Annotated in this window: 21 protein-coding genes, 1 pseudogene and 1 CRISPR repeat array; of the genes and pseudogenes, 7 read left to right on the plus strand and 15 right to left on the minus strand. The window is 60.8% G+C overall.

The features are described from left to right. Positions 1-309 precede the first annotated feature (309 nt). The 3 genes and pseudogenes from THIVI_RS05220 to THIVI_RS25550 form a co-directional block, all read left to right on the plus strand. The gene (locus tag THIVI_RS05220) at positions 310-1,887 is read left to right on the plus strand and encodes an alpha/beta hydrolase (RefSeq protein ID WP_014777586.1); all 1,578 of its coding nucleotides are present in this window, start codon (positions 310-312) and stop codon (positions 1,885-1,887) included. Between the two features lie 196 nt (positions 1,888-2,083). Next, the gene (locus THIVI_RS05225; protein ID WP_014777587.1) at positions 2,084-2,530 is read left to right on the plus strand and encodes a hypothetical protein; all 447 of its coding nucleotides are present in this window, start codon (positions 2,084-2,086) and stop codon (positions 2,528-2,530) included. Positions 2,531-2,534: 4 nt separating this feature from the next. Beyond that, positions 2,535-2,753 (plus strand): annotated as a pseudogene (locus tag THIVI_RS25550) (IS607 family transposase); the annotation flags it as partial. A 700-nt stretch (positions 2,754-3,453) separates the two neighbouring features. Further along, positions 3,454-4,579: a CRISPR direct-repeat array (repeat unit 29 nt; unit sequence GGGCCTATCCCCGCGAGCGCGGGGGAACC). 66 nt (positions 4,580-4,645) lie between these two features. On the opposite strand, the gene cas2e reads toward THIVI_RS25550, so the two are convergent. The 9 genes from cas2e to THIVI_RS05265 all read right to left on the minus strand — a co-directional run bounded on the left by cas2e (position 4,646) and on the right by THIVI_RS05265 (position 13,819). Next, the gene (gene cas2e / locus THIVI_RS26265; RefSeq protein ID WP_014777588.1) at positions 4,646-4,942 is read right to left on the minus strand and encodes a type I-E CRISPR-associated endoribonuclease Cas2e; all 297 of its coding nucleotides are present in this window, start codon (positions 4,940-4,942) and stop codon (positions 4,646-4,648) included. After that, positions 4,914-5,804 (minus strand): type I-E CRISPR-associated endonuclease Cas1e, encoded by an 891-nt coding sequence (gene cas1e / locus THIVI_RS05235; RefSeq protein ID WP_014777589.1) that lies wholly within the window; start codon positions 5,802-5,804, stop codon positions 4,914-4,916. Before cas1e ends, cas2e begins: the two co-directional genes overlap by 29 nt. Then, on the minus strand, positions 5,798-6,514 hold the full coding sequence (gene cas6e, locus THIVI_RS05240) for a type I-E CRISPR-associated protein Cas6/Cse3/CasE (protein ID WP_014777590.1): 717 nt from the start codon (positions 6,512-6,514) through the stop codon (positions 5,798-5,800). The genes cas1e and cas6e overlap by 7 nt, the downstream gene beginning before the upstream one ends. Next, positions 6,511-7,227 carry a type I-E CRISPR-associated protein Cas5/CasD gene (gene cas5e / locus THIVI_RS05245; RefSeq protein ID WP_014777591.1) on the minus strand — a complete coding sequence of 239 codons (717 nt, stop codon included), beginning with the start codon at positions 7,225-7,227 and terminating at the stop codon, positions 6,511-6,513. Before cas5e ends, cas6e begins: the two co-directional genes overlap by 4 nt. A 1-nt stretch (position 7,228) precedes the next feature. Further along, positions 7,229-8,512 carry a type I-E CRISPR-associated protein Cas7/Cse4/CasC gene (cas7e, locus tag THIVI_RS05250; RefSeq protein WP_014777592.1) on the minus strand — a complete coding sequence of 428 codons (1,284 nt, stop codon included), beginning with the start codon at positions 8,510-8,512 and terminating at the stop codon, positions 7,229-7,231. Between the two features lie 37 nt (positions 8,513-8,549). Then, positions 8,550-9,125 carry a type I-E CRISPR-associated protein Cse2/CasB gene (gene casB / locus THIVI_RS05255; RefSeq protein WP_014777593.1) on the minus strand — a complete coding sequence of 192 codons (576 nt, stop codon included), beginning with the start codon at positions 9,123-9,125 and terminating at the stop codon, positions 8,550-8,552. Between the two features lie 96 nt (positions 9,126-9,221). Next, positions 9,222-9,386 (minus strand): hypothetical protein, encoded by a 165-nt coding sequence (locus tag THIVI_RS24430; protein WP_157174367.1) that lies wholly within the window; start codon positions 9,384-9,386, stop codon positions 9,222-9,224. 104 nt (positions 9,387-9,490) lie between these two features. Next, a complete protein-coding gene (locus THIVI_RS05260; protein ID WP_014777594.1) occupies positions 9,491-11,170 on the minus strand; it encodes a CRISPR-associated protein Cse1 in 1,680 nt (559 codons plus the stop codon). A 15-nt stretch (positions 11,171-11,185) separates the two neighbouring features. Then, complete coding sequence (locus tag THIVI_RS05265; protein ID WP_014777595.1) at positions 11,186-13,819, minus strand: CRISPR-associated helicase/endonuclease Cas3; 2,634 nt, start codon at positions 13,817-13,819, stop codon at positions 11,186-11,188. A 273-nt stretch (positions 13,820-14,092) separates the two neighbouring features. Here THIVI_RS05265 and THIVI_RS05270 point away from each other — a divergent pair, with 273 nt between their 5' ends. The 3 genes from THIVI_RS05270 (at position 14,093) to THIVI_RS24435 (ending at position 15,664) form a co-directional block, all read left to right on the plus strand. Next, entirely contained in the window at positions 14,093-14,560 is a 468-nt protein-coding gene (locus tag THIVI_RS05270; RefSeq protein ID WP_014777597.1) for a DUF2269 family protein, read from the plus strand. Between the two features lie 137 nt (positions 14,561-14,697). Further along, positions 14,698-15,132, plus strand: a complete 435-nt coding sequence (locus THIVI_RS05275) for an SAM-dependent methyltransferase (RefSeq protein ID WP_014777598.1) — start codon at positions 14,698-14,700, stop codon at positions 15,130-15,132. Between the two features lie 364 nt (positions 15,133-15,496). Further along, positions 15,497-15,664 carry a hypothetical protein gene (locus THIVI_RS24435; protein ID WP_014777599.1) on the plus strand — a complete coding sequence of 56 codons (168 nt, stop codon included), beginning with the start codon at positions 15,497-15,499 and terminating at the stop codon, positions 15,662-15,664. A gap of 190 nt (positions 15,665-15,854) precedes the next feature. Here the strand turns inward: THIVI_RS24435 and THIVI_RS05280 are convergent, their stop codons facing one another. The 4 genes from THIVI_RS05280 to sufB all read right to left on the minus strand — a co-directional run bounded on the left by THIVI_RS05280 (position 15,855) and on the right by sufB (position 19,909). Continuing rightward, on the minus strand, positions 15,855-16,259 hold the full coding sequence (locus tag THIVI_RS05280) for an SUF system Fe-S cluster assembly protein (protein ID WP_014777600.1): 405 nt from the start codon (positions 16,257-16,259) through the stop codon (positions 15,855-15,857). A 77-nt stretch (positions 16,260-16,336) separates the two neighbouring features. Beyond that, complete coding sequence (gene sufD / locus THIVI_RS05285; protein WP_014777601.1) at positions 16,337-17,662, minus strand: Fe-S cluster assembly protein SufD; 1,326 nt, start codon at positions 17,660-17,662, stop codon at positions 16,337-16,339. After that, positions 17,659-18,414 (minus strand): Fe-S cluster assembly ATPase SufC, encoded by a 756-nt coding sequence (gene sufC / locus THIVI_RS05290; RefSeq protein ID WP_014777602.1) that lies wholly within the window; start codon positions 18,412-18,414, stop codon positions 17,659-17,661. Before sufC ends, sufD begins: the two co-directional genes overlap by 4 nt. Positions 18,415-18,463: 49 nt before the next feature. Beyond that, on the minus strand, positions 18,464-19,909 hold the full coding sequence (gene sufB / locus THIVI_RS05295) for a Fe-S cluster assembly protein SufB (protein WP_014777603.1): 1,446 nt from the start codon (positions 19,907-19,909) through the stop codon (positions 18,464-18,466). A gap of 818 nt (positions 19,910-20,727) precedes the next feature. Here sufB and THIVI_RS05300 point away from each other — a divergent pair. Next, the gene (locus THIVI_RS05300) at positions 20,728-21,201 is read left to right on the plus strand and encodes a hypothetical protein (protein ID WP_014777605.1); all 474 of its coding nucleotides are present in this window, start codon (positions 20,728-20,730) and stop codon (positions 21,199-21,201) included. Between the two features lie 133 nt (positions 21,202-21,334). Here the strand turns inward: THIVI_RS05300 and THIVI_RS05305 are convergent, their stop codons facing one another. Next, positions 21,335-22,432, minus strand: a complete 1,098-nt coding sequence (locus THIVI_RS05305) for an EAL domain-containing protein (RefSeq protein WP_014777606.1) — start codon at positions 22,430-22,432, stop codon at positions 21,335-21,337. A gap of 25 nt (positions 22,433-22,457) precedes the next feature. Continuing rightward, entirely contained in the window at positions 22,458-23,240 is a 783-nt protein-coding gene (locus tag THIVI_RS05310) for a VOC family protein (RefSeq protein WP_014777607.1), read from the minus strand. Positions 23,241-23,248 lie beyond the last annotated feature (8 nt).

The following is a 23,248-nucleotide window of genomic DNA, read 5'->3' on the forward strand; positions in this document are numbered from 1 at the left end:
GGGTGGTTGAGATCACATGCGCGGAATCGGCATCGATGTCCGAGAACCGGGCAAAAGTGCGCCTGTCTCGGGGCAGAGGTTGAAATGGACCGGGTTCAACAGAATTGTCGCTCTGGGTTCGTCGCTCCGACCATTGCCTCTGACCGGGTGGACTCCGCAACAGCCTGAAGTTTACTCGTCCGACCGGGTCGGTGGCGAGTACATCGCTCGGCCTCGCGGACGTGGCAAGGCCCCGCGAACCACTCCCGATACCAACGGCGCTTTCGTGTCGTTCATCACCGACTCTCACATTCAGGATCCACGCGCGCAATGAAGCTCGATGTCCTCAAAACGATCTCGAATTGCCGTGGCCACTGCCTTGGCGCCCTGCTCCTGGCACTGGCCGCCATGCTGGCGATCGCCGTCGCGCTCTGGCAACTCACCGCCGCGAGCGCCGGGCTGCGGATTACCGAGACCCAGGTCGGGGGCGTGCCGATCACGCTCTACCGTCCCGCCGGCGACGCGCCCGCGCCAAGCGTCGTCATCGCGCATGGCTTCGCCGGTTCGCGGCAGCTGATGCAACCCTATGCCATCACCCTGGCGCGCAATGGCTATCTCGCGGTGACCTTCGATTTTCCCGGTCACGGCCGTAATCCCGCGCCCTTCGTCGCCAGTCTGATGGATCAGGAAGCGCGCCTGCGGGTGTTGCTCGATGCGCTGGAGCCGGCGGTCAATTTCGCGCTGCAACAACCGGGCGCGGACGGTCGCCTGGCCTTGCTGGGACACTCGATGGCCGGCGACGTCCTGGCGCGCTACAGTCAGATGCATCCGGATCTGGTCGAGGCCACGGTGCTCCTCTCGCCCTATCTGTCCGAGGACGCGCCGACCGCGCAACTGCGCAATCTCCTGCTGGTCTATGGCGAACTGGAGCCCGACATGCTGCACCAGCAGGGTTTCAAGACGCTGGCCAAGACAGTCGAGGGCGGCGTGGAGTCGGGGACGCTCTATGGCGATCCGGCCGATGGCAACGCCCGCCGTCTGATGCTGGCGGAGGGTGTGGAGCATATCGGCGTGCTCTATGGCCGCGACGGTCTCGCAGCCGCGCTCGACTGGTTGAACCAGACCTTCGAGCGCACCGGGACGGGCTTTCTGGATGCCCGCGGACCCTGGCTCGGCCTGCTCTATCTGGGACTGCTGACGCTGGCCTGGCCGCTCTCGCGCTGGCTGCCCCGCGCCGCCACGCAACCCATGGGCGCAGGTCTTGGCTGGCGCCGCTTGCTGCCGGTGGCGCTGGCGCCCGCGCTGCTGACGCCGCTGATCCTCTGGAAGCTCCCGACCGATTTTCTGCCGATCCTGCTCGGCGACTACCTGGCGCTGCATTTTGCCGTCTACGGTCTGATCACTGCGCTGGGAGTCTGGCTGACGCACGACAGATCGGACCAGGCGGTTTCCGGACATGGACGGTTCCTCTGGAGGGGATTTGCGATCGCGACCATCGGCTATCTTGTCTATATTACCCTGGCGTTCTCGCTGACCACGGATCGCTTCGTGACGACCCTGCTGCCGGGGCCGGAGCGGCTCCCGCTCGTGCTTGCCATGATGGTCGGGACGCTCGGGTATTTTGTTGCCGACGAATGGCTGACCCGTGGCGCGGGCGCGGCGCGCGGCGGCTATGCCCTGACCAAGGCGCTCTTTCTGTTTTCGCTGTTGGGCGCGGTTGCGCTTAACCTCGACGAGCTGTTTTTCCTGATCATCATCGTGCCCGCGATCCTGGTCTTTTTCCTGGTCTATGGCGTCATGAGCGGCTGGGTCTACCGGCGCGTCCAGCATCCGCTGGTGGCGGCCATCGGCAATGGGATCGCCTTTGCGTGCGCCACGGCCGTGACCTTCCCGGTCGTAGGTGGTTGATATGAATCATTGACCACGCACAATCTATAATCATTGCGTGGTTTCGCGTAAACTGTGCCAACCGCTATGGTTCACTGGAGTCGCGACTGTAAAACGCGGCCTGTGCCATTGGCCACCCCTGAAGGTTTGCCGTTTCCCGGCGGAACCGAAGTGCCATCAATTGACTTGCTGCCTATTCTCTGGAGGAATATCGACCATGGTCGCCTTTGCGCAACTGCATGCCCAAAATCACAAAATCACCGAACTGTCGAACGTCTTTCTGTATCTGGTTCGCGAGCGTTCCATGTGCGACACCGATGTCGCCTGCGATGTCTTTTTCGACCTCACCAATCGCATCAAGGAACACATGGAACTGGTTGATCGGGAACTTTGCGGCAGACTGATCTCGCATCAGGATCAATCGGTGAAGAACACCGCCAACCGTTTTCTGTCCGGTTCGAGCGAGATCAAGCGGATTTTCAGCTCCTATGTCAAACAATGGTGCTCGCAAAAGCGCCATTCGCTGACGATCAGCGACCATTCGTCATTCGTTCAGGATACCGAGCAGATGTTTGCCCTGGTGATGGATCGAATCCAGCGCGAGACCGAATACCTCTATCCGCTGATTCGCAAGCTGGAAGGCGAACAGAAGCAGGTTGCCTGAGTGACTGGCCGACCCCAACGTCGATGTCATCGTGGTGGAACACCGCGACCGGCCGATGCGATTTGGAGCGAAGTATGTCGAAGCGGCGCTACACGCACGTGGGGCGCGGCGGCTGGTGGTCGATGACGGGGAACTGACCGACGATCTGGTCGCGGACATGATCGCGGTGCTGACCGCGTTTCGCGCCCGGCTTGATGGCCGGCGCTCGGCCGCCAATCGAGCGAAGCGCCTGGTGGAACAGTGCCAGAGCCAGGATCAGGCAAGCGATCAGGACAGCGCCGAATGGAGCACTCCGTCAGCGCACCTACCAGACCTGGATCGTCGATCCCGAGGGAACGCTTGGCGCGGCTGTGGGCTGTGCTTCGGCGGTCGCAAGCGTTTCCGCGCCCAGTTCGACTTGGAGGCGAACGGCTACGAATCCCTCGAGGATTGGCGTGCTGACTGGCAACGCGCGCGGTCCAGTCAGTTCTGCAAGCCGTCAGCTATCGCTTTCAGCGCGACGTCAAGGGGCGATGACAAACCTCGGCATCCTGCGTAAGAACGGCCACCCGAAGCCATGGATCACGAAAGCCGCTGTCGTCTCGACGCCGCCGATCACGTATAGCGACGCCCGTGCGACAGCCGTTTGGCGCAGAGCCTTACTGGCTGACCGCACCTTAACAGGGGCAATAAGCCGCTCTCAAGAAGTCGGCTCGGCGCGGATGCGTTCTCCCGAGCCAGACCCTCCGCTCATACTCCGCGCGTTCGGCGCAAAGCTCGACCCAATTCGCAAGCAGGCCGTCCCCGAGCCAGTCCGGAAAGGTCACGCCCGGCAGCAGCAATTACCGCTGGCCTTGAAAACCTTCTCGTCAGAACTACCGGTCGGCTCATCCCCGCGAGCGCGGGGAACACCACACCAACGGTATTAGATACCCAGTGGCACGCGATTCATCCCCGCGAGCGCGGGGGAACCCGCCGATTCGCGCGTCCTTTTTGAACCAATTGGGCCTATGCCCGCGAGCGCGGGGGAACCGTCCAGGTCGGCACTCATCGTGACGGTGCCGAGGGCCTATCCCCGCGAGCGCGGGGGAACCAGCCGAGATTCTCGCCAATGACCTGGAAGTCGGGGCCTATCCCCGCGAGCGCGGGGGAACCGGGGCGATGATCGACGCTCTGTATCAGACCGAGGGCCTATCCCCGCGAGCGCGGGGGAACCACATCAAGGGCGTGCTGGCAGCGACAGACTTGGGGCCTATCCCCGCGAGCGCGGGGGAACCGTTTTGTCTGCGTTGTCTACGTTTTTAAGACGGGGCCTATCCCCGCGAGCGCGGGGGAACCCGAGTTCAAAGAATTGATCTTTCTCCGCTTCGGGGCCTATCCCCGCGAGCGCGGGGGAACCTATACGGCCGCTCCCGAGCCGGTCAAGGTGGCGGGCCTATCCCCGCGAGCGCGGGGGAACCCGCGGTGATGACAGCACGAGAAATTTACGAGCGGGCCTATCCCCGCGAGCGCGGGGGAACCGATAAATTGCACGTCAAGCACGCAGGGACAATGGGCCTATCCCCGCGAGCGCGGGGGAACCTCAATACACCTTTTAGCGTGCCGTCCTCGTACGGGCCTATCCCCGCGAGCGCGGGGGAACCCGACAGGCGCGGAACAGGCTGATGCGGGTGTGGGGCCTATCCCCGCGAGCGCGGGGGAACCCACACGGATTTCTGAGCCCTTGCCGGTCTCGCGGGCCTATCCCCGCGAGCGCGGGGGAACCCAGGGCGGCGAATTCCTTCTTGACCATCATCGGGGCCTATCCCCGCGAGCGCGGGGGAACCAGAAATCCGATGCCACGTAAACACCGACTTATGGGCCTATCCCCGCGAGCGCGGGGGAACCGATAAATTGCACGTCAAGCACGCAGGGACAATGGGCCTATCCCCGCGAGCGCGGGGGAACCTTCGGTTTCGCGCGCGGCAATTGCGCGATTTCGGGCCTATCCCCGCGAGCGCGGGGGAACCGCCGTCCCGGTCGCTCCGGGACGGTTTTTTTAAGGCCTATCCCCGCGAGCGCGGGGGAACCTCTTGCAGTTAAGGCCATGCACTGAAAGAGAAATTCGGTAAACAGATTAGTTTCTAAAGAGCATGTTTACAACGGTTTTCGCACCAACCACAAGCCGTCGACGTCCACCAGTTCTCTTGGGGGCGTGCCCAGTGTGGCGATACCGACTCCGCCAGTAGCATTCACATCGCGCCAAACCATGACGATGCTTCCCTGTGGCTCGGTTGTATGCCAGCCCGTCAGAACAGTCCAAGTCCGCGAGCGCACCCCTGGATTCATGCGCGGTGAAATATAGACCGCTGGCGACACCTCCAGCATGAGCGACCCAAGGTAACCCCGGTAGCGGTCTGCAACGTCACGGGTCACGATCATGACCAGAGGCATCGGTCTCCTCCATGCGGATGACTTTCTTAATACGATCGATCATCGCCGGGATCACATCCTGCTTGCGGAACACGGTGGCGGCTTCGCGTCTGACAAGACGATCAATCGTCTGCGTATCGGTTTCGGCCTTCTTCGCGACGGTGAACGCAATTTTGAGGGTGATGGCTTCGCGAAACAGATCCGCGATGTCGAGGATGAATGACTGCCCCGAGTCTTCATGGATGAACCCGAGCTGCGGGATTGCCGCGACGGCTTGAACCGCGATCGCGGCGGCGGCCTGTACGGCGGTTGCGGCATGGTTGATCGCTTGATTTGGGATGTCCGTCGCGTTCGGATTGGCCCGATCGTAGTGTCGTCCCTTCCATTCGATCCCATAGCGTTGCGCCATCAGTTGATAGGTCGCTTTGACACGAGATCCCTCGATGCCACGCAGCGTGTCGAGATCCCGATGCGGCAGGACTTCACCCAGACGCAAGGCGTACATCTGGCGGGCGACGCTGATGCGGCGACGCGGACTCCCCCAAAGCTCGGCCTGACGACGGGCAATATCGGAGCGATCCGGCATCAAAGGCGGTGCGGTATAGCAGCGCACGCCATCCTCGCCGACGGCGGCCATCAGGGTGCCGTGTCGAGCCAGGAGTCGCAGGGCGTCATGCGTGACGGTGCTACCAGGGCCGAGCAGGATCATCGAAACGGTTTGATGCGGAATCTGCACCGAGTAAGGCGTCAGCGAGTCCTTGCCCTGGAAGAAATGCAGACACCCATCGATCACGCAGAGTTCGCCGCGTTCGAACCAGATCAGCCCATGACGATCGGCATGGGGCATCCGCGAGGTTTCGAGACCGAGCCGCCCCTTCAGCATGAGTGCGCCGGTTTCAGCAACAGCATCCCGAACCCGAACGCACGGTGTCGGCCGATTCCGCGCTTCAGCAAACGGGCAAAGGCATCGCTCTCGCCAACGCGCAACTGACCCTTGAAAACCGCATCGGGACCGGATGGGGCGAGCGCCTGGCGTTGCCCTTGATCGTTAGTTCCGGTGCGTCGAATCACGCGACTGAGACGAAAAGCGTCCATGCTGACCTGGCTTAGCTCTGCGGCGTCTTGCTCGGCAAATTTCTGACGTAGCCAGTCCACGTAAACAACCTCACGTTTGAGCTTCTCGGGCGATTCGGATTGCTCAGCGGTGTACTGAAAAAGGTCTCTCTCTGGCCCCCTAGGAGGACGAACAATGGGCCGAACCCGGACCTCGAAGCTCAGCATTTGACCATTGGCCCAAGTGGTCGGAAACGCCCGAACGGCCAGACTATTCAACCCAAGCGCTCGCGCCACATCAGGGGTCGCCAGGGCCGCGTTGTCATGCAGCAGCGCCGGGGGTTGATCGGAGTAGGCCAAGAGCCCCTGTCGTGCGCCAAGGTAACGAAATGGCTTGGGGGATTGCTCGCCAAAGGCCGCCGTCAGCAGGGCATGCAAGGCATAGCCATCATCACCATCGGGCGACAGCAGACGATGGCGGGTTGCCCAGATAGCCAAGGCTTCGGGATCGGGCGAACAATGCAGCAGGTAAAGGCTCATGCCGGTGTCCCTTCGATCCGAATCCGCCCTTCCCGAATCGGCCGCCAACCGCCATGCACGCCGCTGGTCCAGTTGCGCTCATCGCAGAGGTCAAGCACTCGGTCACCCGGTAATGTTCCCTCACCCTCCGGCCATTGCAGCCGCGCGCCGTCTGGCGAAGAGTGCGACCAAGGCGCCATGCGCAGGGCCTGCAAGACGCTCTCGCCGTCGTGCCAACCAGCGAACAGCCGATGGCTCGGGAGGCAAGGCTTGCGACCGATGAAGAGCGGGCGGGCGGGATGATCAAGGGCTGTTGCCAGATCATCCAGCGTCGGCGGCTCCTCGGCCGGTTCGAGTCTCAGGGCTACGAGCATCGTCAGGTCGGCGTGGTAGTCGCGAAAGCGACGATGAGGACTCTCATAAGTACCGGCTCCGCCGGCCCGTTCTTCCGGTTTGCCCCAAGTGGTCCAGCCCTTGTCGTCTTTCGACAGCCGGGCATTTTGGTTATCTTGCAGACGGACGCCTGGTCGCTCCAGGCGCGCACCCATGACGAGCCGTTCCTGCAAGCGATCATGTTGCGCGGTGTCCTCGCGCCGCCAGCCCAGGGCGTTGGCCAGCAGGCCAGTGACCATCGACAACGCCGGGAAGTCGCGGATGATGCCGAGGTTGTCGATGGTTTCCCCACCGAACGCCATCAGCGGCGCCTCCAGCCGCAGGAGGAGATGGCGGGACATGTCAGCACACTCCTTTCGTGATCGCCTCAGCGGCCCAAGTGGCGAGCGCGTTCAGGTTGAGGCGCTGGCCCTGTGGAATTTCGACCGGATCGAGCGCCATCACGCGGCGGGTCAAGGTCGCGCCGTAAGCCTCGTCCATCTTGGCGATTTCGTCGCTCAGGCAGGCCACGGCGCGTTCGCGAATCGACCTCCCGTCCCTGGCCGACAGCGGTAGGGACAGCGGTAGGGCATTATGGAAGGCGCCTGCCAGACTGCGCGGCTGCCAATCACCCGCTTCCACCAGCATGAACTTGGCCCAGTCGAAGGGCGCGGTGGAGCCACGTTTGGCGCCCGGGCTGACGGTGGCGATCAGATGCAACAGATGCTCGACGACCGTTCCAGCCAATTTGCGTTTCTCCGCTGGCGTCGTGTCAGCGAAGCAGTCCTTGGCCTCGATCCCTTCCAAGTTCTCGACCAGTTGGCGCACATCGACCACCACATAGCCATAGTAGAGACCCGAGGTTAATTCGGTATCGAAGATGCCGGCAGAACCGAGTTCGCCACTATCGCCGGTCAAATCGTCAACGACCGTAAAATAGTCGCTTTCGACTTGAGCAGCATGGACAGTAAAGGCATGACCAACATAAATGGCCGCCTCTCGGCCGGCCAGTACATCAGAAGTCACCATTCGACCAAAAAGAGCCGATTCAAGACCGCAACCGAGCGCTATCTGTTTTAAATTCTCTTGCTCCGCCTTGATCTTTTCAAATAAATATAGTCTTGCATTTTTTTCGCAAATATCTGGTAATTGTGAAACTTCAAGGCATACTTTTTTTAGATACTCATACTCTGGATAGCCCAGCAAAAAAGCCTGCTTTCTTTCGGTTGAAGTTTCTTCTGTTGGTTCCTCAAAATCTTCTTCGTTGATCTGCGCTTTTTTATTCTTCTTTGGTGGTTTCTTAGCCTCTTTTATCAGTTTCCCCAAGTCTTTTTTTGTCATCGCCTCACGCAATCCGAAAGCTATGGCATTAGCAATTTGATCGGAGACCGATGCAGAAACAAGAATTTCAGCGATCTTCTCAAAAAAGAGGCGCGACCGCACGGCCATGGGCACATGAAGCATCGATAATGAAAAAGGATCGTCAGTTTTTCTCCAATGACGCTTGAGGCACTGCGATGAAATACGTGTGCGCACTGCGTTTCCAAATGGGAGTCGCTTGGCGAGTCCGGCATCGTCACGATTGATCAACGCGGCGGGATAGGTGTGCAGGGTGTGGATCTGGATGAAGCGGGGTTGAGTCGTCATGGGATTACGGTTCCTTATCGGTCATTCAGGCGACTTGTTAGTTGGATTTGGCGAGCGCGGAGAAATAGCGGCCGGCGATTTGCGTGCGGATGGCTTCCGCCGTTTCCTCATTCTGGCCTTCATGGCGAAGGAGATTGTCCAACTCGTGCCAATTTGGAGCGACTTCCTTCGACGCGAGCAGGCGCAGGAGACGCGGCAGGAGTTGGCGCAAGGCATCGCCTCGGGACGTGAGGAGCTTGGTCACCCGTGATTCCGACACACCGGCGGCGCAGAGCTGCTTCCCGAGCGAGCCGCTGGCGTGTCCGGCCAGCGCCATGCCATGAGCGATTAAGGCCCAGCGCCGCCAGTTTTCTGTCGCGGTTTCAGGGGACCAGCGTTCGGGTTCAAGACCGGCATAAATGAGCGCCCGTGCCAGGGCCGCGACTTGATGCGGGCGCAGTTCGCCGTCCGGATCCAGACGAGCCAACGCCGCTTTCTCGCCCTTACCCAAGCCGTGGAGGTCGCCGTTGAAACGGGCGGCCTGTCCGATGAGTTGGGCCAGCTTGGCGATGGGCGGAGCTTTTTGTGTGTCGGGCCGTTCTTGCTCAGGGTGGGGAGATGCGATGAATGTCATGGTGATTTAGCTTTAAGCTATTAAATTAATTAATTATATCCCCGCGAGCGCGGGGGAAACTGGAGCAGATCATCGACCACGGTGAAGTAGTCAGGTCTATCCCAGCTGGGGCAGGGGAAAGTAAATGGCCAGACCAAGACGCTGCTCCACCTCGGCCCAGGGCGTTGTCGTTTCGTCGCCGGCATCGAGCAAACGGCAGACCTCCTCGGCAATTTGCGTATCATGCAAATCGTCCAGATAGGCAGAAACAGCGGCGTCCAACAGATCTTGCGCCCGGGCGTCCCAGCGCCTGCGCGGTGGCGCTCAACTGATGTTCGAGAGTCGGATTGAGTGAGAGCATGGTCGAGATCCTGAGAGTCACATGATCATTGAAGAGTGAGTTCGAGTTGGGCCGGGATGGGGTTGTGCGATATTTGGTCTGTTGGCGATGGGCTTGCATGTCGCTGGTCTTTTCCCTGGTCTTCGTAATATTGCGCCAGTGTCGGCAAGACATGATGACTGCGTAATCCAGTTTTCTTACTCCACAAGTAATTCATAGCCGCAGCACGCGCACGATAACGCTGCTCGCCGCAGCGCGGCCCGGCCTTGAAGGCGCTACGTAGAATGTCTTCAGCGCGCTTAGCCATGTCCCGATACCAAGATAAACGCACCGCATCGGGATCAGCAGCGTCGATTTGCTCATTCAATCCGAGCGGACCATCGAAGAAACGCTCGTCTTCGTATTGCTCGAACGGTTTGGAAAATGCTCTTGCTTTTTGACTGATAGTCTTTGAAAAATCACCCGATTTCTTTCTGCTTTTGCCATTATCAAAAAGCACCTTCAGAGAAAAAACAAGCAGATCATAAACTTTTCCGATGTCAGAAACACGCCCTTCAGCAATTGCCGCAAACTCGTCGGTTTTGCGCGTCATCAATCTGCGCATTCCTGGAGAAACGAGAATGCGCCTCTCATGATATCCGTCCGTGCTGCTATTGCTTCCCGCAATCGCCCTGGCGATGATTGTCAAACCAACCTTCGGATCCTCAGAGATAAAAGACTGTGCGGGCGGTTTTTGGTACTTTTTCCCGTTCAGCAACTCAACCATCCGCTCATAGCTAAATCCGTTTATTGAGATTCCTAGCGATTCTCTTTTCGCGCTTTCCTTGATTGGCGTCCAAAGGTCACCCGTGTTCCCTTTACGGTCGTCAGTTTCTTGTTTCGCAATCCTTTTCGTTGCGCTTCCTATTCGCCTTGCACGAATGTGGTTATTTGTTTCTATCAGGCGAATGCGGCGACTAATTTCAATAAAAAAAGGATCGAGGGCAGCAAATGATTTTCCGCTGTTGCCGTCCCAAGGATCTAACCAAAGGAGACAGATGCCACCAGTTTCAGCGTATGGGAACTGGGTCTGGTCCACGAGTCGCGCCCGTTCGGCTAAAGCAATGTGTAGATCGCGTAGCCAGCGCCGACCTGGACCACCCGGGGGTTCGATGCCAATTCCTGGACGACTCGAAAAACCGCCATTCATACGACAAACCCCATAATTTTTTTGGCCATTTTGGGGAGAGGCCGTCTGTAAATTAATCAGTGCAAAAATCCAATCATCCGCAGCGGCCCGTGTTATGCGCTGTCGCTTGAGATCGTGATTCCTTGCCGTGACCAAAATATCCAGGCTATCGGGAGTCGGTTTGTCGTCTTCCCAATCATCGATGGTTCCTTCGGGTACGGGCGCTTGCAAAAATGCCGGCCGATCAGGCATTGCAATCAGACACCACGCAGCTCCGTCGGGATGGTCTGGCGTTAGGGCCAGCAGCCCCGCTTTCCACGCGGACTCGTCCGAGAATGGATCGGTGCGCCCCGCTTGATGTATCGCCATTGCGGCCAGTTGCACCAGAAAGGCATGCCAAGGATGGCGTTGATGTGGACGTAGCGCGGGGAAGTCGCGGATACGATCCTCGGCCAAGGCAACGAACAAGGCAGGCAGGCTATAACCGACCCGCTGTCGATCAGAAAAGCACCGGGCGCCGATCAGCGATTCATCCAGCAAGGAGTAACGTAACGTCATGGCGATGCCTCGCAGTTATGGCTCGATTTTTTCCAATCCAAGACGACTGTAACGAAAATGCGCGGGGCCAAGTGAAAACAGTAATTCCCCGTTGTCGTTGGTAAGGATGATTGGTTGGGTATCCCCAGCGACCTCGTCGGAAATCAGAAAATGGCGGATTGGCAGATGCGTGAACGACGAACCAAAAGGACCGATCGGCGCGGAATCGAAGATTAGGAGACGATCGCGGGCACCAAGGCGGGTGGCGATGTCGAACTCTTTTTCGTTCGGAAACGGCTGCTGTTTATCAAACGCCTTATCGATTTCCAAACCGCTTTGATAGCCGATGGTGCGCTTGGCGCTGGCGCGCCCATCAAAACGCTCACCAAGACGTGCCCAATCTTCGCCGAGCCTCTCCATTGCCGCTAAATGATCGGTATGAGTCGCGGACTCGACCAAGATGCGATTGTCGGCGGGGATCGTGATGCTTGGCCGCTCAAGGATCAGGCGGCGCGTGGCCTCGACGTTGCGCAAGTCCGGGTAGATGCCATCGCCATCGCGAAATGGTCCCAAGCCATGGCGCGAGTTTTTCAGCAGCGGCGAAAGGTCGTGATTCGTAGGCGTCAGAATCCAGGCTTGGGGCGAGCGATACGCCAGGGGGCGTTGCGCTGGCGGATGGCGATGCAGACGCCCGATCCGCTGCAACAGCACGTCCATCGGGCAGAGATCGGTGATGAGCAGATCCGCATCCAGGTCCAGGCTCTGTTCCAGCGTCTGGGTGCCGATCACGATCCGCGGGCCTGACGGGCGATTCTTCTTGCCGAGTTGCGCCTGGATCGCTGCGTCCAGCAAAGGGCGATCTTCGCGGCTGAAACGGCTGTGGTGCAGCGTTCTGGCCCCATTCACTTCGAACAGCAGGTCGGGAGCGAGTTTTTCGATTGCCTGGAAGACAGCAATCGCTGCGGGGACGGTGTTACGCACGATGAGCACCTTGGCGCCGGCCGAAGCGGCATCGATCGCCAGCCCGGCGATGGCCCCGGGATCGTCGATGAGGTCGCGCAGGGACCAGGTTACCGATTTGGGGCGAATGGTCGAGGCGATGGCGCGCATGGCGAGCCGGTCGGATAGCGCGGGATAAGGGGCGTCGCAGGCTGCTTGAAAGGCCGGAGGCGCCGACCTGGAACCTTGGCCCACAGCGAGGTAGCGCGCTCTCGCGCTGGAACCGAGGGTGGCGGACAGCAGCAGTGCATGGCCACCGCACCCCAGGTGCGCCTGAAGCAGTCGCTCCAGGAGGACCGTCATGTAGGGGTCGGAGGCGTGGACTTCGTCTACGACCAGCAGGCTTCGCGCCAGAAGAGCGTGGCGCAGGTGAGCATGACGCACCCGCAGGGCGCCTAACAGTGCCTGATCGATGGTGCCAACGGCGATCGGAGCGGCGAGAAATCGCTTGGGCGATTCGGCCGCCCAACGGCGGTGGGCTTCCTCGTCCGCTGGATCATCCGGCCACTGCACCTTGAAGTCCGGGAGTGCTTTGGGTTCATGCCCATCGGCGGCGGCATATCCTGGTAGCGCACGCACCACGATCGGTCGATTGGTCGACCAGAGGTTGTTAACTGCCTTGCAGATCCGCTCATAAACCTGACTGGCGGAAACACGAGTCGGAAGCGCGAAATAGAGACTATCGACCTCGCCGCGCTCGAAGAGATGCACGAAACGCCAAAGCGCAGCTTCGGTCTTACCGCTGCCCGTCTCCGACTCCAGGACCATCAGTGGACCAAGGTCCACGGCATCCATCGCCGTCTGGATAGGATAGGGCGAATTGTCGTCGAAGACCTGAGCGAAGCTCGGTGAAAGCGCCTCCAGTACCCTGCGCGAGTCGGCGGCATCCAGGCCCAGAGACATGACCGCGCGATCCGCATAATCGACAGAGGTCCATGCGCGATCTTCGCCGACAGCCGAAAACGGGAAGAACTCCGTATCCGAGCCGAGCCAGTCAGCCAGTTGCACCAAGCCGGCAAAGAGATGATCGAGCGCTGACGCTTCCGGAAGCGATATGCCGCCGGGCGTGAAAGCCTCTGGGTACAGTGCGCGGGCCTGTCGCCCAATCTCGACGAGCACGGAAGCGGGATCGTAGACAACGTTGCCATGCGCGTCGATGACGGGCTTCCAAATCGAACGCGGCCAATCGCCGGGAGGACGCTCAGACACTGGGCGCCCATGATGGCTGATGCTGGCTCGAAACAGCGGAAAAACCGCCTCGCCCCAGGTATCGATTTCCGCAACGGGTAAGCAATCGATCAGTGGTTCGAGAAATGCCTCGTCCCGTAAAAGGTCCAGCGCCTCGACGCTATGTCCATGCCGATGCCCGGCGCAGTCCGGCCAGCCTGTTGGTGCTTGTCCCCCAGGCCAACGCTTCGCCTGGAATCCGCTGTTCGCCTTGCCGAGATCGTGTAAAAAGACGAGTACTGCAAGGCGTGCGATGTCGTTCGCCGTGAGCGCCCGGCCGGCACTCTGTTCCATGGCTCGACGTATGGAGCGACAACGGCACAAACGTACAAAACAGGCGGCGACATCGATGAGATGGTCGATGAGCGAATGCCACGCTATGACGGTTTCGCTTTGATCTCGCTCAAGTTTCCCGAACGCATCGCATTGGTTGAACGCCTTCATTCAGTCCCTCGACGATCATCCAAACAGCGACGGATAGATCACCGCCAGTTGATCCGTGTAACTATGTTGCCAGCAATTTAGAGAATATCACTCTTGAGAATATTCCCGCACGTTATGTTGCTACACCTAGACCGTAAACTTGACCCCAAGCACTTTCCCAATATGAGCCTGGAACCAGAGGCGCTCCACAGCGACGGCATTGAGCATGGCGTTGTTTTCCCTCATCATCACGTGGATCAGCTCCAGGGAAACAGACCCCATGGGTGAGACCGCATGTGCTACGCGCTGCTGAAGACGCTCCACCTCCTCGGTGTCGTGCTGCTGGTCGGCAACGTCATCGTGACTCTGGTCTGGAAGCTGGCCGCCGACCGCAACGGCGACCCGCGCGTGGTCGCCTTCGGCCAGCGGCTGGTGACGCTGACGGACTGGTGGTTCACGGCCGGCGGGGTCGTGCTGATCATCCTCGGCGGCTATGGGGCGGCCCTGGTCGCGGGGCTCGACCTCTTGGCGGTGCGCTGGCTGTTCTGGGGGCAGGTGCTCTTTGGGCTCTCGGGCCTGCTCTGGGTCGGGATCCTGATCCCGGCGCAGATCCGTCAGGCGCGCCAGGCGCGGGCCTTCGCGACGACCGGCGCGATCCCGACGGGCTACTGGCGCGACGCGCGGCGCTGGACTTGGTGGGGAATTCTAGCCATCGTGCCGCTGCTGGGCGCGCTCTGGCTGATGATCTCGAAACCGACCTAGACAACGGCGGCGCGTCAGATTGCCGGCCCTGGTCAAACCTTGCTCGATTTCGCCCCGCGGCGAGTGGCGGCGGGGCGTGCCGGGCGTAGATCACGGCTTATCCACAGGAATGACCACAGAAATTGGGGGTAACTCACATGCGCCTGACGCTGCTCGTCATATTCCTGTTTAGTTGGGAGATCGGCATGGCCGATGCGCCGGGCGCGGTCTCCGCACCGCCTTATCGGGTCTGGCCCATCGGCTGGGTGCGCCAGGACGGAAAGCGGACTCGCATCGAGATCGAACCGCGCTACCAACCAGCCATGCTGGGACTCGAAGCGGGGGCGCGGATCTGGGTGCTCTACTGGTTCGATCACCACGACACCCCTGAGCAACGCGCCATCCTCCAAGTCCATCCGCACGGGGATCCGACGAATCCGCTACGTGGGGTCTTCGCGACCCGTGCCCCGGTGCGACCCAACCTGATCGCGCTCAGTCGCTGTCGGGTATTGGCGGTGCACGGGACGGTGATCGAGATCGACGGGATCGATGCCTTTGCCGGAACGCCGGTGCTGGACATCAAGCCCGGCTGACGACGTGCCGTGAACTTTCTGTCGAGGATGCGCCGCGCCTGCTGGACCCACTTCTCGCCAGCTTCGCCCGGCGGCGGCGGGGCGTCGCGGGCGCTCAAGACCCCACATCGCGACGCGCCGGTGCTCTCTCTGCCCGCACTGCCGGACGTTCTTCGAGCATGGTGAGATCGACGGGGGTGGCCGTGGAAATGACTCGGGCATCCTGATCAGGCGGCTCTCCTGGCCGACTTGGTCGATTCATCGAAGCCTGCGCTCCATCGGCACGCTGCTGGTGGCGCTGGGCGTGTTCCTTCGCAACAATCGCTTCGGTAGGGCCAACCGCACGACGGCTTGAAGGGGCGGCTCAGACCGGCGGGGACGCGCGATGACACGCTTGATGCTGCTGACGTTCGCATCGCTGATTTCGATGCAGGTGGATGCTTCGATGCAGGTGGATGCGCGTTCGTCGAACGACGAACCGAAAGGCCGCGACAAAGACCGCCGCGACAAGATCATCCTTCCCTTGATCCCCTGGGACGACTGCGCCGGATGACGGTGCTCCAGCGGTCATGATCAAGGATGGGAAAATCGACGATCTGATTCCGGGGTTGGCTTCTCCACAGCCGGCTACAAGCCGGCGCTCCCAGGACCGCTTCAGGAGATTGCCGGTCGCAACCGGCCAAATTTGGAATTGCTGGCGATCGGATCGCGCGGATGGTCGGGATGCGTATGCGCGAAGCGGCTCACATCAACCCAAGCTGCAACCTCGCCTCGTCGCTCATGTTTTCCTGGCCCCAGGGCGGATCCCAGACCAGTTCGACCCGGACTTCTCCGACCCCATCGACTCTGGAGACCGCGTCCTTGACCATGATCGGCATCATGCCGGCGACCGGACAGGCCGGGGCGGTCAATGTCATGTCGATGGCTACGTCGCCGTTGGGAGCGATGTCGACACTGTAGATCAGGCCCAGGTCATAGATGTTGACCGGAATCTCCGGGTCATGGACACCGCGCAGCGCGGCGATAATGGGCTCGCGCAGTTCTTCCGCCTCCATGCGTTCGACGGCGACATCGCGATCCAGTACCGCCGTGTCTCCCTGTTCCTCGTCATGCTTGCCGAAACCAGCGAAGCGGGCCAGTCTGTTCATAGCGACCTCTCGACAACCTTCATGGCCGACCGTTAATCCAAGTTCATATTCGATCCAAGTTCACCGTCGACCCGAGATCAATTCAAGGGAGCGGATTCCAATCGCTGACCGACCCGCTCCGAGACATGCTCGCGCAGCGCCTCCGCGCTCAGGGTCTGGATGATCTCGCCGGCAAATCCCAGACAGAGCATGCGCCGGGCCAGGGGCGCCGAAATCCCACGCGAGCGCAGATAAAACAGCATCTCCGGTTCGATCCGCCCGACCGTGGTGCCGTGGCTGCATTTGACATCGTCGGCGTTGATCTCCAGCCGCGGCTTGGTATCGACCTCGGCGCTCTCGGAGAGCATCAGGTTGCGGTTGGACATGGCCGCGTCCGACTTCTGGGCGTCCCTGGCGACCGAGACGAGCCCGTCGAACACCGCGCGCCCCTTGCCATAGAGGATGCCCTTGAAGTTCTCCCGGCTGGTGCAGCGGGGGACCGAGTGGGCGACGTCGAGATGATAATCCATGAGCTGCCGGTCGCCAGCCAGATAGAGACCCTGGAGATCGCATTCGGCCTGCTCGCCGCAAAAGCGCGTGACCAGTTCGGTCCGCGCCCAACGCGCACCCAGACCGATGTTCACGCCCCGATAGCGACTGTTGGCATCCTGACCGAGATAGAGCCCGGTGAGATGGAAGGCATTGGCGCTCTCCATCTGGATCCGGTCATGCTGGAGCACGGCATCGCGGCCGAGCGAGATTTCCAGCACGGAATTGGTGCAATAAAGCGACTCGCCGAGGCTCACGTAGCGTTCGATCAGGGTCGCCTGAGCGCCGTCGCCGAGCACGATCAGATGACGCGGCTGGGCGACCCGCGGCTCGTCCAGCCCGACCGACAGATGAATCAGCTCGATGGGCCGTTCCAGCATGACCGCGCGGTCGAACAGGGCGACGAAACCGTCGTCGAGTCCCGCCGTGTTGAGCGCCAGGAATAGCGGCTGCCGCGCGTCCGCGATCCGATTGAGATGATCGCGCAAAGCATCGGGGTCCGCGTCGAGCAGGGCGCGCAGACCGCCGAGTCGAACCCCTTTGGGGAGATCGCCGAGTACGGAGAGTTCGGGGGCATAACGACCGTTGACCAGAACGACGCGATGGCTGTCGAGACCCGGAATCAGGATCTCTTCCAGATCGTCCGGCTGCAGCGCGGTGATCGCCTCGTCGACCTGCGCGAAACCCTGTTCCAGCAGCCCTTTCAGGCTGGTGTAGCGCCAGTCCTCCGTCTTGGACGTGGGCACGCCCTGCTCGCGGACCCGCTCCCGGGCAACCCGGCGCTGGTCGTCCAGCCAGTCAAGTCCGGCGCCGGCGAGACGCCCCGGTGGCGCGGCCAGCCAGCGCTCGAAGCCGTTGGAGATGACGTCATTCATGCAGCCTGTCCCTCCGCGTCGATCCAGCCGTAGCCTTTTTCTTCGAGTTCGAGCGCCAGTTCCTTGCCGCCAGAGCGGATGATCCGCCCTTTCGCCAAGACATGGACGTAATCCGGCTGGATATAGTCGAGCAGACGCTGATAGTGGGTGACGACGATCATTGAGCGTTCCGGGCTGCGCAGTGCGTTGACGCCATCGGCAACCACCCGCAGCGCGTCGATATCCAGACCCGAATCGGTCTCATCAAGAATGGCGAGCTTGGGTTCCAGTAGGGCCATCTGGAAGATCTCGTTACGCTTTTTCTCACCGCCCGAGAAACCGGCATTGACGGCGCGTTTCAGCAGCGAATCGTCGAGATGCAGGATCTTCAGCTTCTCCTTGATCAGGCGCAGAAAGGAGACCGCGTCCAGTTCGGGTTGGCCGCGCGCCTTCAGGATGCTGTTGAGCGCGGCCTTGAGGAAATAGGTGTTGTTGACGCCGGGGAGCTCGACCGGATACTGGAAGGCGAGAAACAGCCCCAATCGAGCGCGTTCTTCCGGCTCCAGCGCGAGCAGATCCTGGCCCTCGAAGGTCGCGGAGCCGGCGGTGACTTCATAGCCCTCGCGCCCCGACAAAACATGGGCGAAGGTGCTCTTGCCCGAGCCGTTGGGGCCCATGATGGCGTGCACTTCACCGGGTCCGACCGAGAAATCCAAGCCTCTCAGGATCTCTTTTCCACCCACATTGGCCTTCAGGCCCTTGACAGCTAACATGACGCGCTCCAAATTAAATCCGGGTTGGCAGTGTTGGAATGCTTGAACTTCAACCGACCGCCCCTTCCAGACTGATGCTCAGAAGCTTCTGCGCCTCCACGGCAAATTCCATCGGCAACTCGTTGAAGACCTCCTTGCAGAAGCCGTTGACGATCATCGAGACGGCGTCTTCCTCGGTCAGACCGCGCGAGCGGCAGTAAAAAAGCTGGTCGTCGCCGATCTTCGAGGTGGTTGCCTCGTGCTCCATGTTCGCCGAGGGGTGCTTGACTTCGATGTAGGGAAAGGTATTGGCGCTGCAACGGTCGCCGATCAGCAGCGAATCGCACTGGGTGTGGTTGCGCGCTCCTTCCGCGCGCGGACCGATGCGCACCAGACCGCGATAGGTCTGCATGCCCTCCCCGGCCGAGATGCCCTTGGAAACGATGGTGGAGCTGGTGTTCTTTCCGATATGGATCATCTTGGTGCCGGTGTCGGCCTGCTGGCGCCCCTTGGTCACGGCCACCGAATAGAACTCGCCGATCGAATCGTCGCCGCGTAGCAGGCAACTGGGATATTTCCAGGTGATCGCCGAACCGGTCTCGACCTGGGTCCAGGAGATCTTCGAGCGCGCGCCCCGGCAGTCGCCGCGCTTGGTGACGAAGTTATAGATTCCGCCCTTGCCCTGCGCATCGCCCGGATACCAGTTCTGGACCGTCGAGTATTTGATCTCGGCGTCTTCCATCGCGATCAGTTCGACGACAGCGGCATGAAGCTGATTCTCGTCGCGCTGGGGCGCGGTGCAGCCTTCCAGATAACTCACGTAACTACCCGCCTCGGCGACGATCAGGGTACGTTCGAACTGGCCGGTATTGCGGGCATTGATGCGGAAATAGGTGCTGAGTTCCATCGGGCAGCGCACGCCCTTCGGGACATAGACAAAGGTGCCGTCGCTGTACACAGCCGCATTCAGCGCCGCATAGTAATTATCGGTATGAGGCACGACCGACCCCAGATGCTGCTGGATCAGCTCGGGATAGTCGTGCACCGCTTCCGAGATCGAGCAGAAGATCACGCCGGCCTCGGCCAGCGATTTGCGGAAGGTGGTCGCGACCGAGACGCTGTCGAACACCGCGTCGACCGCGATCCCCGCCAGCGCCTTTTGTTCCTCCAGGGGAATGCCGAGTTTGTTGTAGGTGTCGAGCAGGACCGGGTCGATCTCGTCCAGGCTCTTGGGCATATCCTCGGGCCGTTTGGGCGCCGAAAAATAGGAAATCGACTGAAAATCGATCTTCGGGTAATGGACGGCGGCCCAGGCGGGTTCCGGCATGGTCAGCCAGTGCCGATACGCCTTCAGGCGCCACTCGGTCATGAATTCCGGTTCGCCCTTGCGCGCCGAGATGGCCCGCACGACGCCCTCGTCGAGGCCGGGCGGGAACGTCTCGGACGCAATCTCGGTCGTGAATCCGTGTTCGTATTCGGACCCGACGATGTCGTCGACGGCTGGGGCTGAGGTCATCGCTACTGGCTCCATTTTCTTGAGCTTATTACTTGGTTTTTAATATACGCCCATGCCTGCATGAATCAATCCCCCTACCGGCTTGATGGACGCCCTGGCTGGTGGCCGAGCCCAGGGTTCTCGGAACACTTCCCCGTCAGTAAAGCCCCTGAACCGCAGTCCACGGATCGCCGTTGGCGATCGTTAAAAACGGATGCCGCGCCCGCAAAAATGCCGACGATGCCGCGTCAGGCCGCAAGATCGGCGTTGGATTATATTCTTTCCAAGGCTTGCTTCTCAAAACTTTGGCGGGGGTCGCGTCGGCGATCCGGCGAAAACGACGCTACCGGAGGCATTGACGCCTCCGGTAGCGGGAGTGGCGATGGCTGCGTCCGCGTTCGGAACTACTTCTGACTTTCCTTCTTGGCCTTTTTCTCGGCCTTCTTCTCCTTCATGGTTTTCGTCGGTTGTTTCTTCACTTCCTTCTTTTTATCTTCGCCTTTACTCATCGCAATCCTCCGGTTTGAAACCTCCCTCTCGGGGGGATAATGCGCACGGAAGACGCGATAACCTCTTCCGTGCAGTATCGCCCGGCGAAGCCGGGTGCTGCTTGAAACATGAGCGGACGCTCCGAGCGAATGCGCGCGCTCGCGCGGGATTGCCCCCGGAATCGCGAGGCTGGCCGCCCGCAACCCGGCGCGGCGGGGCGGGGCGCCCGCCAGAACATACTATAGTGTCGATCCTCGCGTTTAGACAGACTGTCTGGCGGCATCCAAACCGCGAGCGAAGCAGGAACCTGTGATAGAGTTCCCGCGCAATTCCCGATGGAGAAAACAACGATGTCACTCTCGCTCACCGCTACCGCACGGCCCTTCGCGCTTTTGCTCGCGACGGTCTTATTCATCGCCTTATCCGGTTGTCAGACGCCTTTTGTCAAACAAGAGGCGAGCCAGCCCACGGAAAATCGGGATCCAGCCTGCGTCGACCGCTGCAACCTCGCGAAAAATCAGTGCGAACAGCGTCAACGCTTGCGCGAAACGCAATGCCAGCAGGACTTTCAGCAAATCAGCGCCGATCATCTCGCCTGTGTCGCCACCAGAGGCCGCCCCTGCCAGCAACCCGTCACCTGTCTGGGCGCGGATCTGCGCATTTGCAAGACCCAGCACGAGGAATGCGTCCTGGCCTGCGGGGTTCGTGTCCAATCGCCGGCCGAGCCCGCGCCGCGGACCGACGGACCGCTGCCCAGGCCGGTTCCCGACCCGGCCTCCGAACCGGCCCAGGCCGCAGTGTCCGCCAACCCTGATCGCGTGTAACCGCAGCGTCGTATCGGCATGAAAAATCGGTGACCTGGACTGTATTGCGCGGCCAGGCGCTCGCCGAGCTGGAGGAAAAGGCGCTGGTCGAGGACGAGAAAAATCCGGACCGCCATAGACGGCGTGTCAGACTCTATAGAACGATTTCGGGGCGTCCCGTCAGATACCCCTGACAAAGCTGGAAACCCATCTGACGGCAGACCTCGGCCTCTTCCTGGGTCTCGACACCTTCAGCCAGAGTCTGCGATCCCAGGTCGGAAACGATCTTGACCAATTGCGCCAGCATCTGCTGTTTCTTGGGCGGGGCAAGATGAATGTCGCGAATCAGCCCCATGTCGAATTTCACGATATCGGCGGGAATCTCCGCCATCTCGCGCAGCCGGGCCTGTCCGGCGCCAAAATCGTCGTAGGCCATCAGCACCCCGCGCGCGCGCAGATGATCCGCCACCGTCTTCATGGCATTGCCTTCATTCACGGCGGTTTCATGGATTTCCATCACCAGCTCCATCCGTGGCGCAATCGCGCGAATCCGGTCGATGGAGGGCAAAAACGAGTCCATGAACATCTCGCGCGGATGGCTGTTCATGAACAGCCGCACGGTCCCGCCCCGTTGCGAGGCGGCTTGAGCGCCGCGAACCCGAAAGGCATGGGAAAGCTCGACCTCCTTGCGCAATTTTTCGGCAAGCAGGAAGAGGTGATAGGGAGACTGCGGCAAGGCCAAATGCGCGCCGCGTCCCAACACTTCATAGGCGAGAACATCGAGCGTCTGAAAATCGACGATCGGCTGCCAGGCGACCCGCAACTGGCCGCTTAACAGCATCTCCATGAATTGCGGCTCCAACAGCAGGAAATTCTCGGGCAGGCTGCTGTCGACCGCGAACAGACAGGTTTGGTCGGTCACGGTCCCTTTGGAAAGAAGCGCGCTGTCGACCTGACGATCGACGCGAAACTCGGCCGTCCCAAAATGGAGGATATCGCCTTCCGCGGCAGGCGTGGGGGCCATAATGCGCTGGCGATTGAGATAAGTGCCGTTGGTACTGCCAAGATCGGTGACGAATAATTCGCCCTTTTCATTCAGATCCAGGCTGGCATGAACGCGCGAGACTCCGGTGGAATCGATGCTCAGGGTGCATTGGGTACTGCGTCCGACGGTCACCGGGAAGGTGCGCATGGGGACGAGCAGGGTATTGCCATCGACCGGGGCGCCTTTCAGAAACCAGGTTTTCATCATCGGTATCCCTCGAATGCGAGATTGATTACGTTGCACCAGCAAACTGAATCACCGCAAAAATCGCGCCCTGCGGATCGCCCAGAAAGGCAAACCGCCCCACGCCCTCGACCTCCATCGGCTCCATGACGAGACTGCCGCCAAGCTTTTTCGTCTCGGCGACAACCCAGTCGCAATCGGCAACCCCGAAATAGGTTGACCAGTTCGGCGGCATCGGCCCCCAGCGTTTGTCCAGTTCCAGCATCCCGCCAACCTCCTGGCCGGCGAGTTCGAAAATGAAATAGTTGACGTCGGCCAACTGGCCGCTAGGCCGGGCGGTCCAGCCAAAGAGCCCCTGGTAAAAGGCCGCGGCCGCCGCGGTGTCGCGGGTCTGGAGTTCGCACCAACTGCGCGCGCCCACGGTGTTATCGATCTCGGCGCCGAGGTGCTTGCGCGGCTCCCACAGGCCGATCACGGCCTTGGTCGGATCCTGGACGAAGCACAGACGACCCGTCTCCATCACGTCCACGACCGGCATGACCACCCGGCCGCCAAGCTGTTCCGCCCGCTCGGCGCTGGCCTGCGCGTCGGTCACGGCCACATAGACGGCCCAATAGGGAAAGGCGCCCTGCTCCGGCGCCATTTCGTAGAGCGCGCAGGCGAGCTTGCCGCCGCTGAACAGATGCGTATACGGAATCTCATAGTCGGTCGGGACATCCCGCGCGGTCCAGCCAAAAATGGCGCCGTAAAACGCCTTGGCCGACTCCGGCGCGTTGGTCGCCAGGTCGACCCAGCAGAAGGCTCCGGGTGGGTAGCTCGTCATCTCGCCCATGGTATCGT

Origin of the sequence: Thiocystis violascens DSM 198 (assembly GCF_000227745.2) — a bacterium.
GTDB lineage: Bacteria > Pseudomonadota > Gammaproteobacteria > Chromatiales > Chromatiaceae > Chromatium > Chromatium violascens.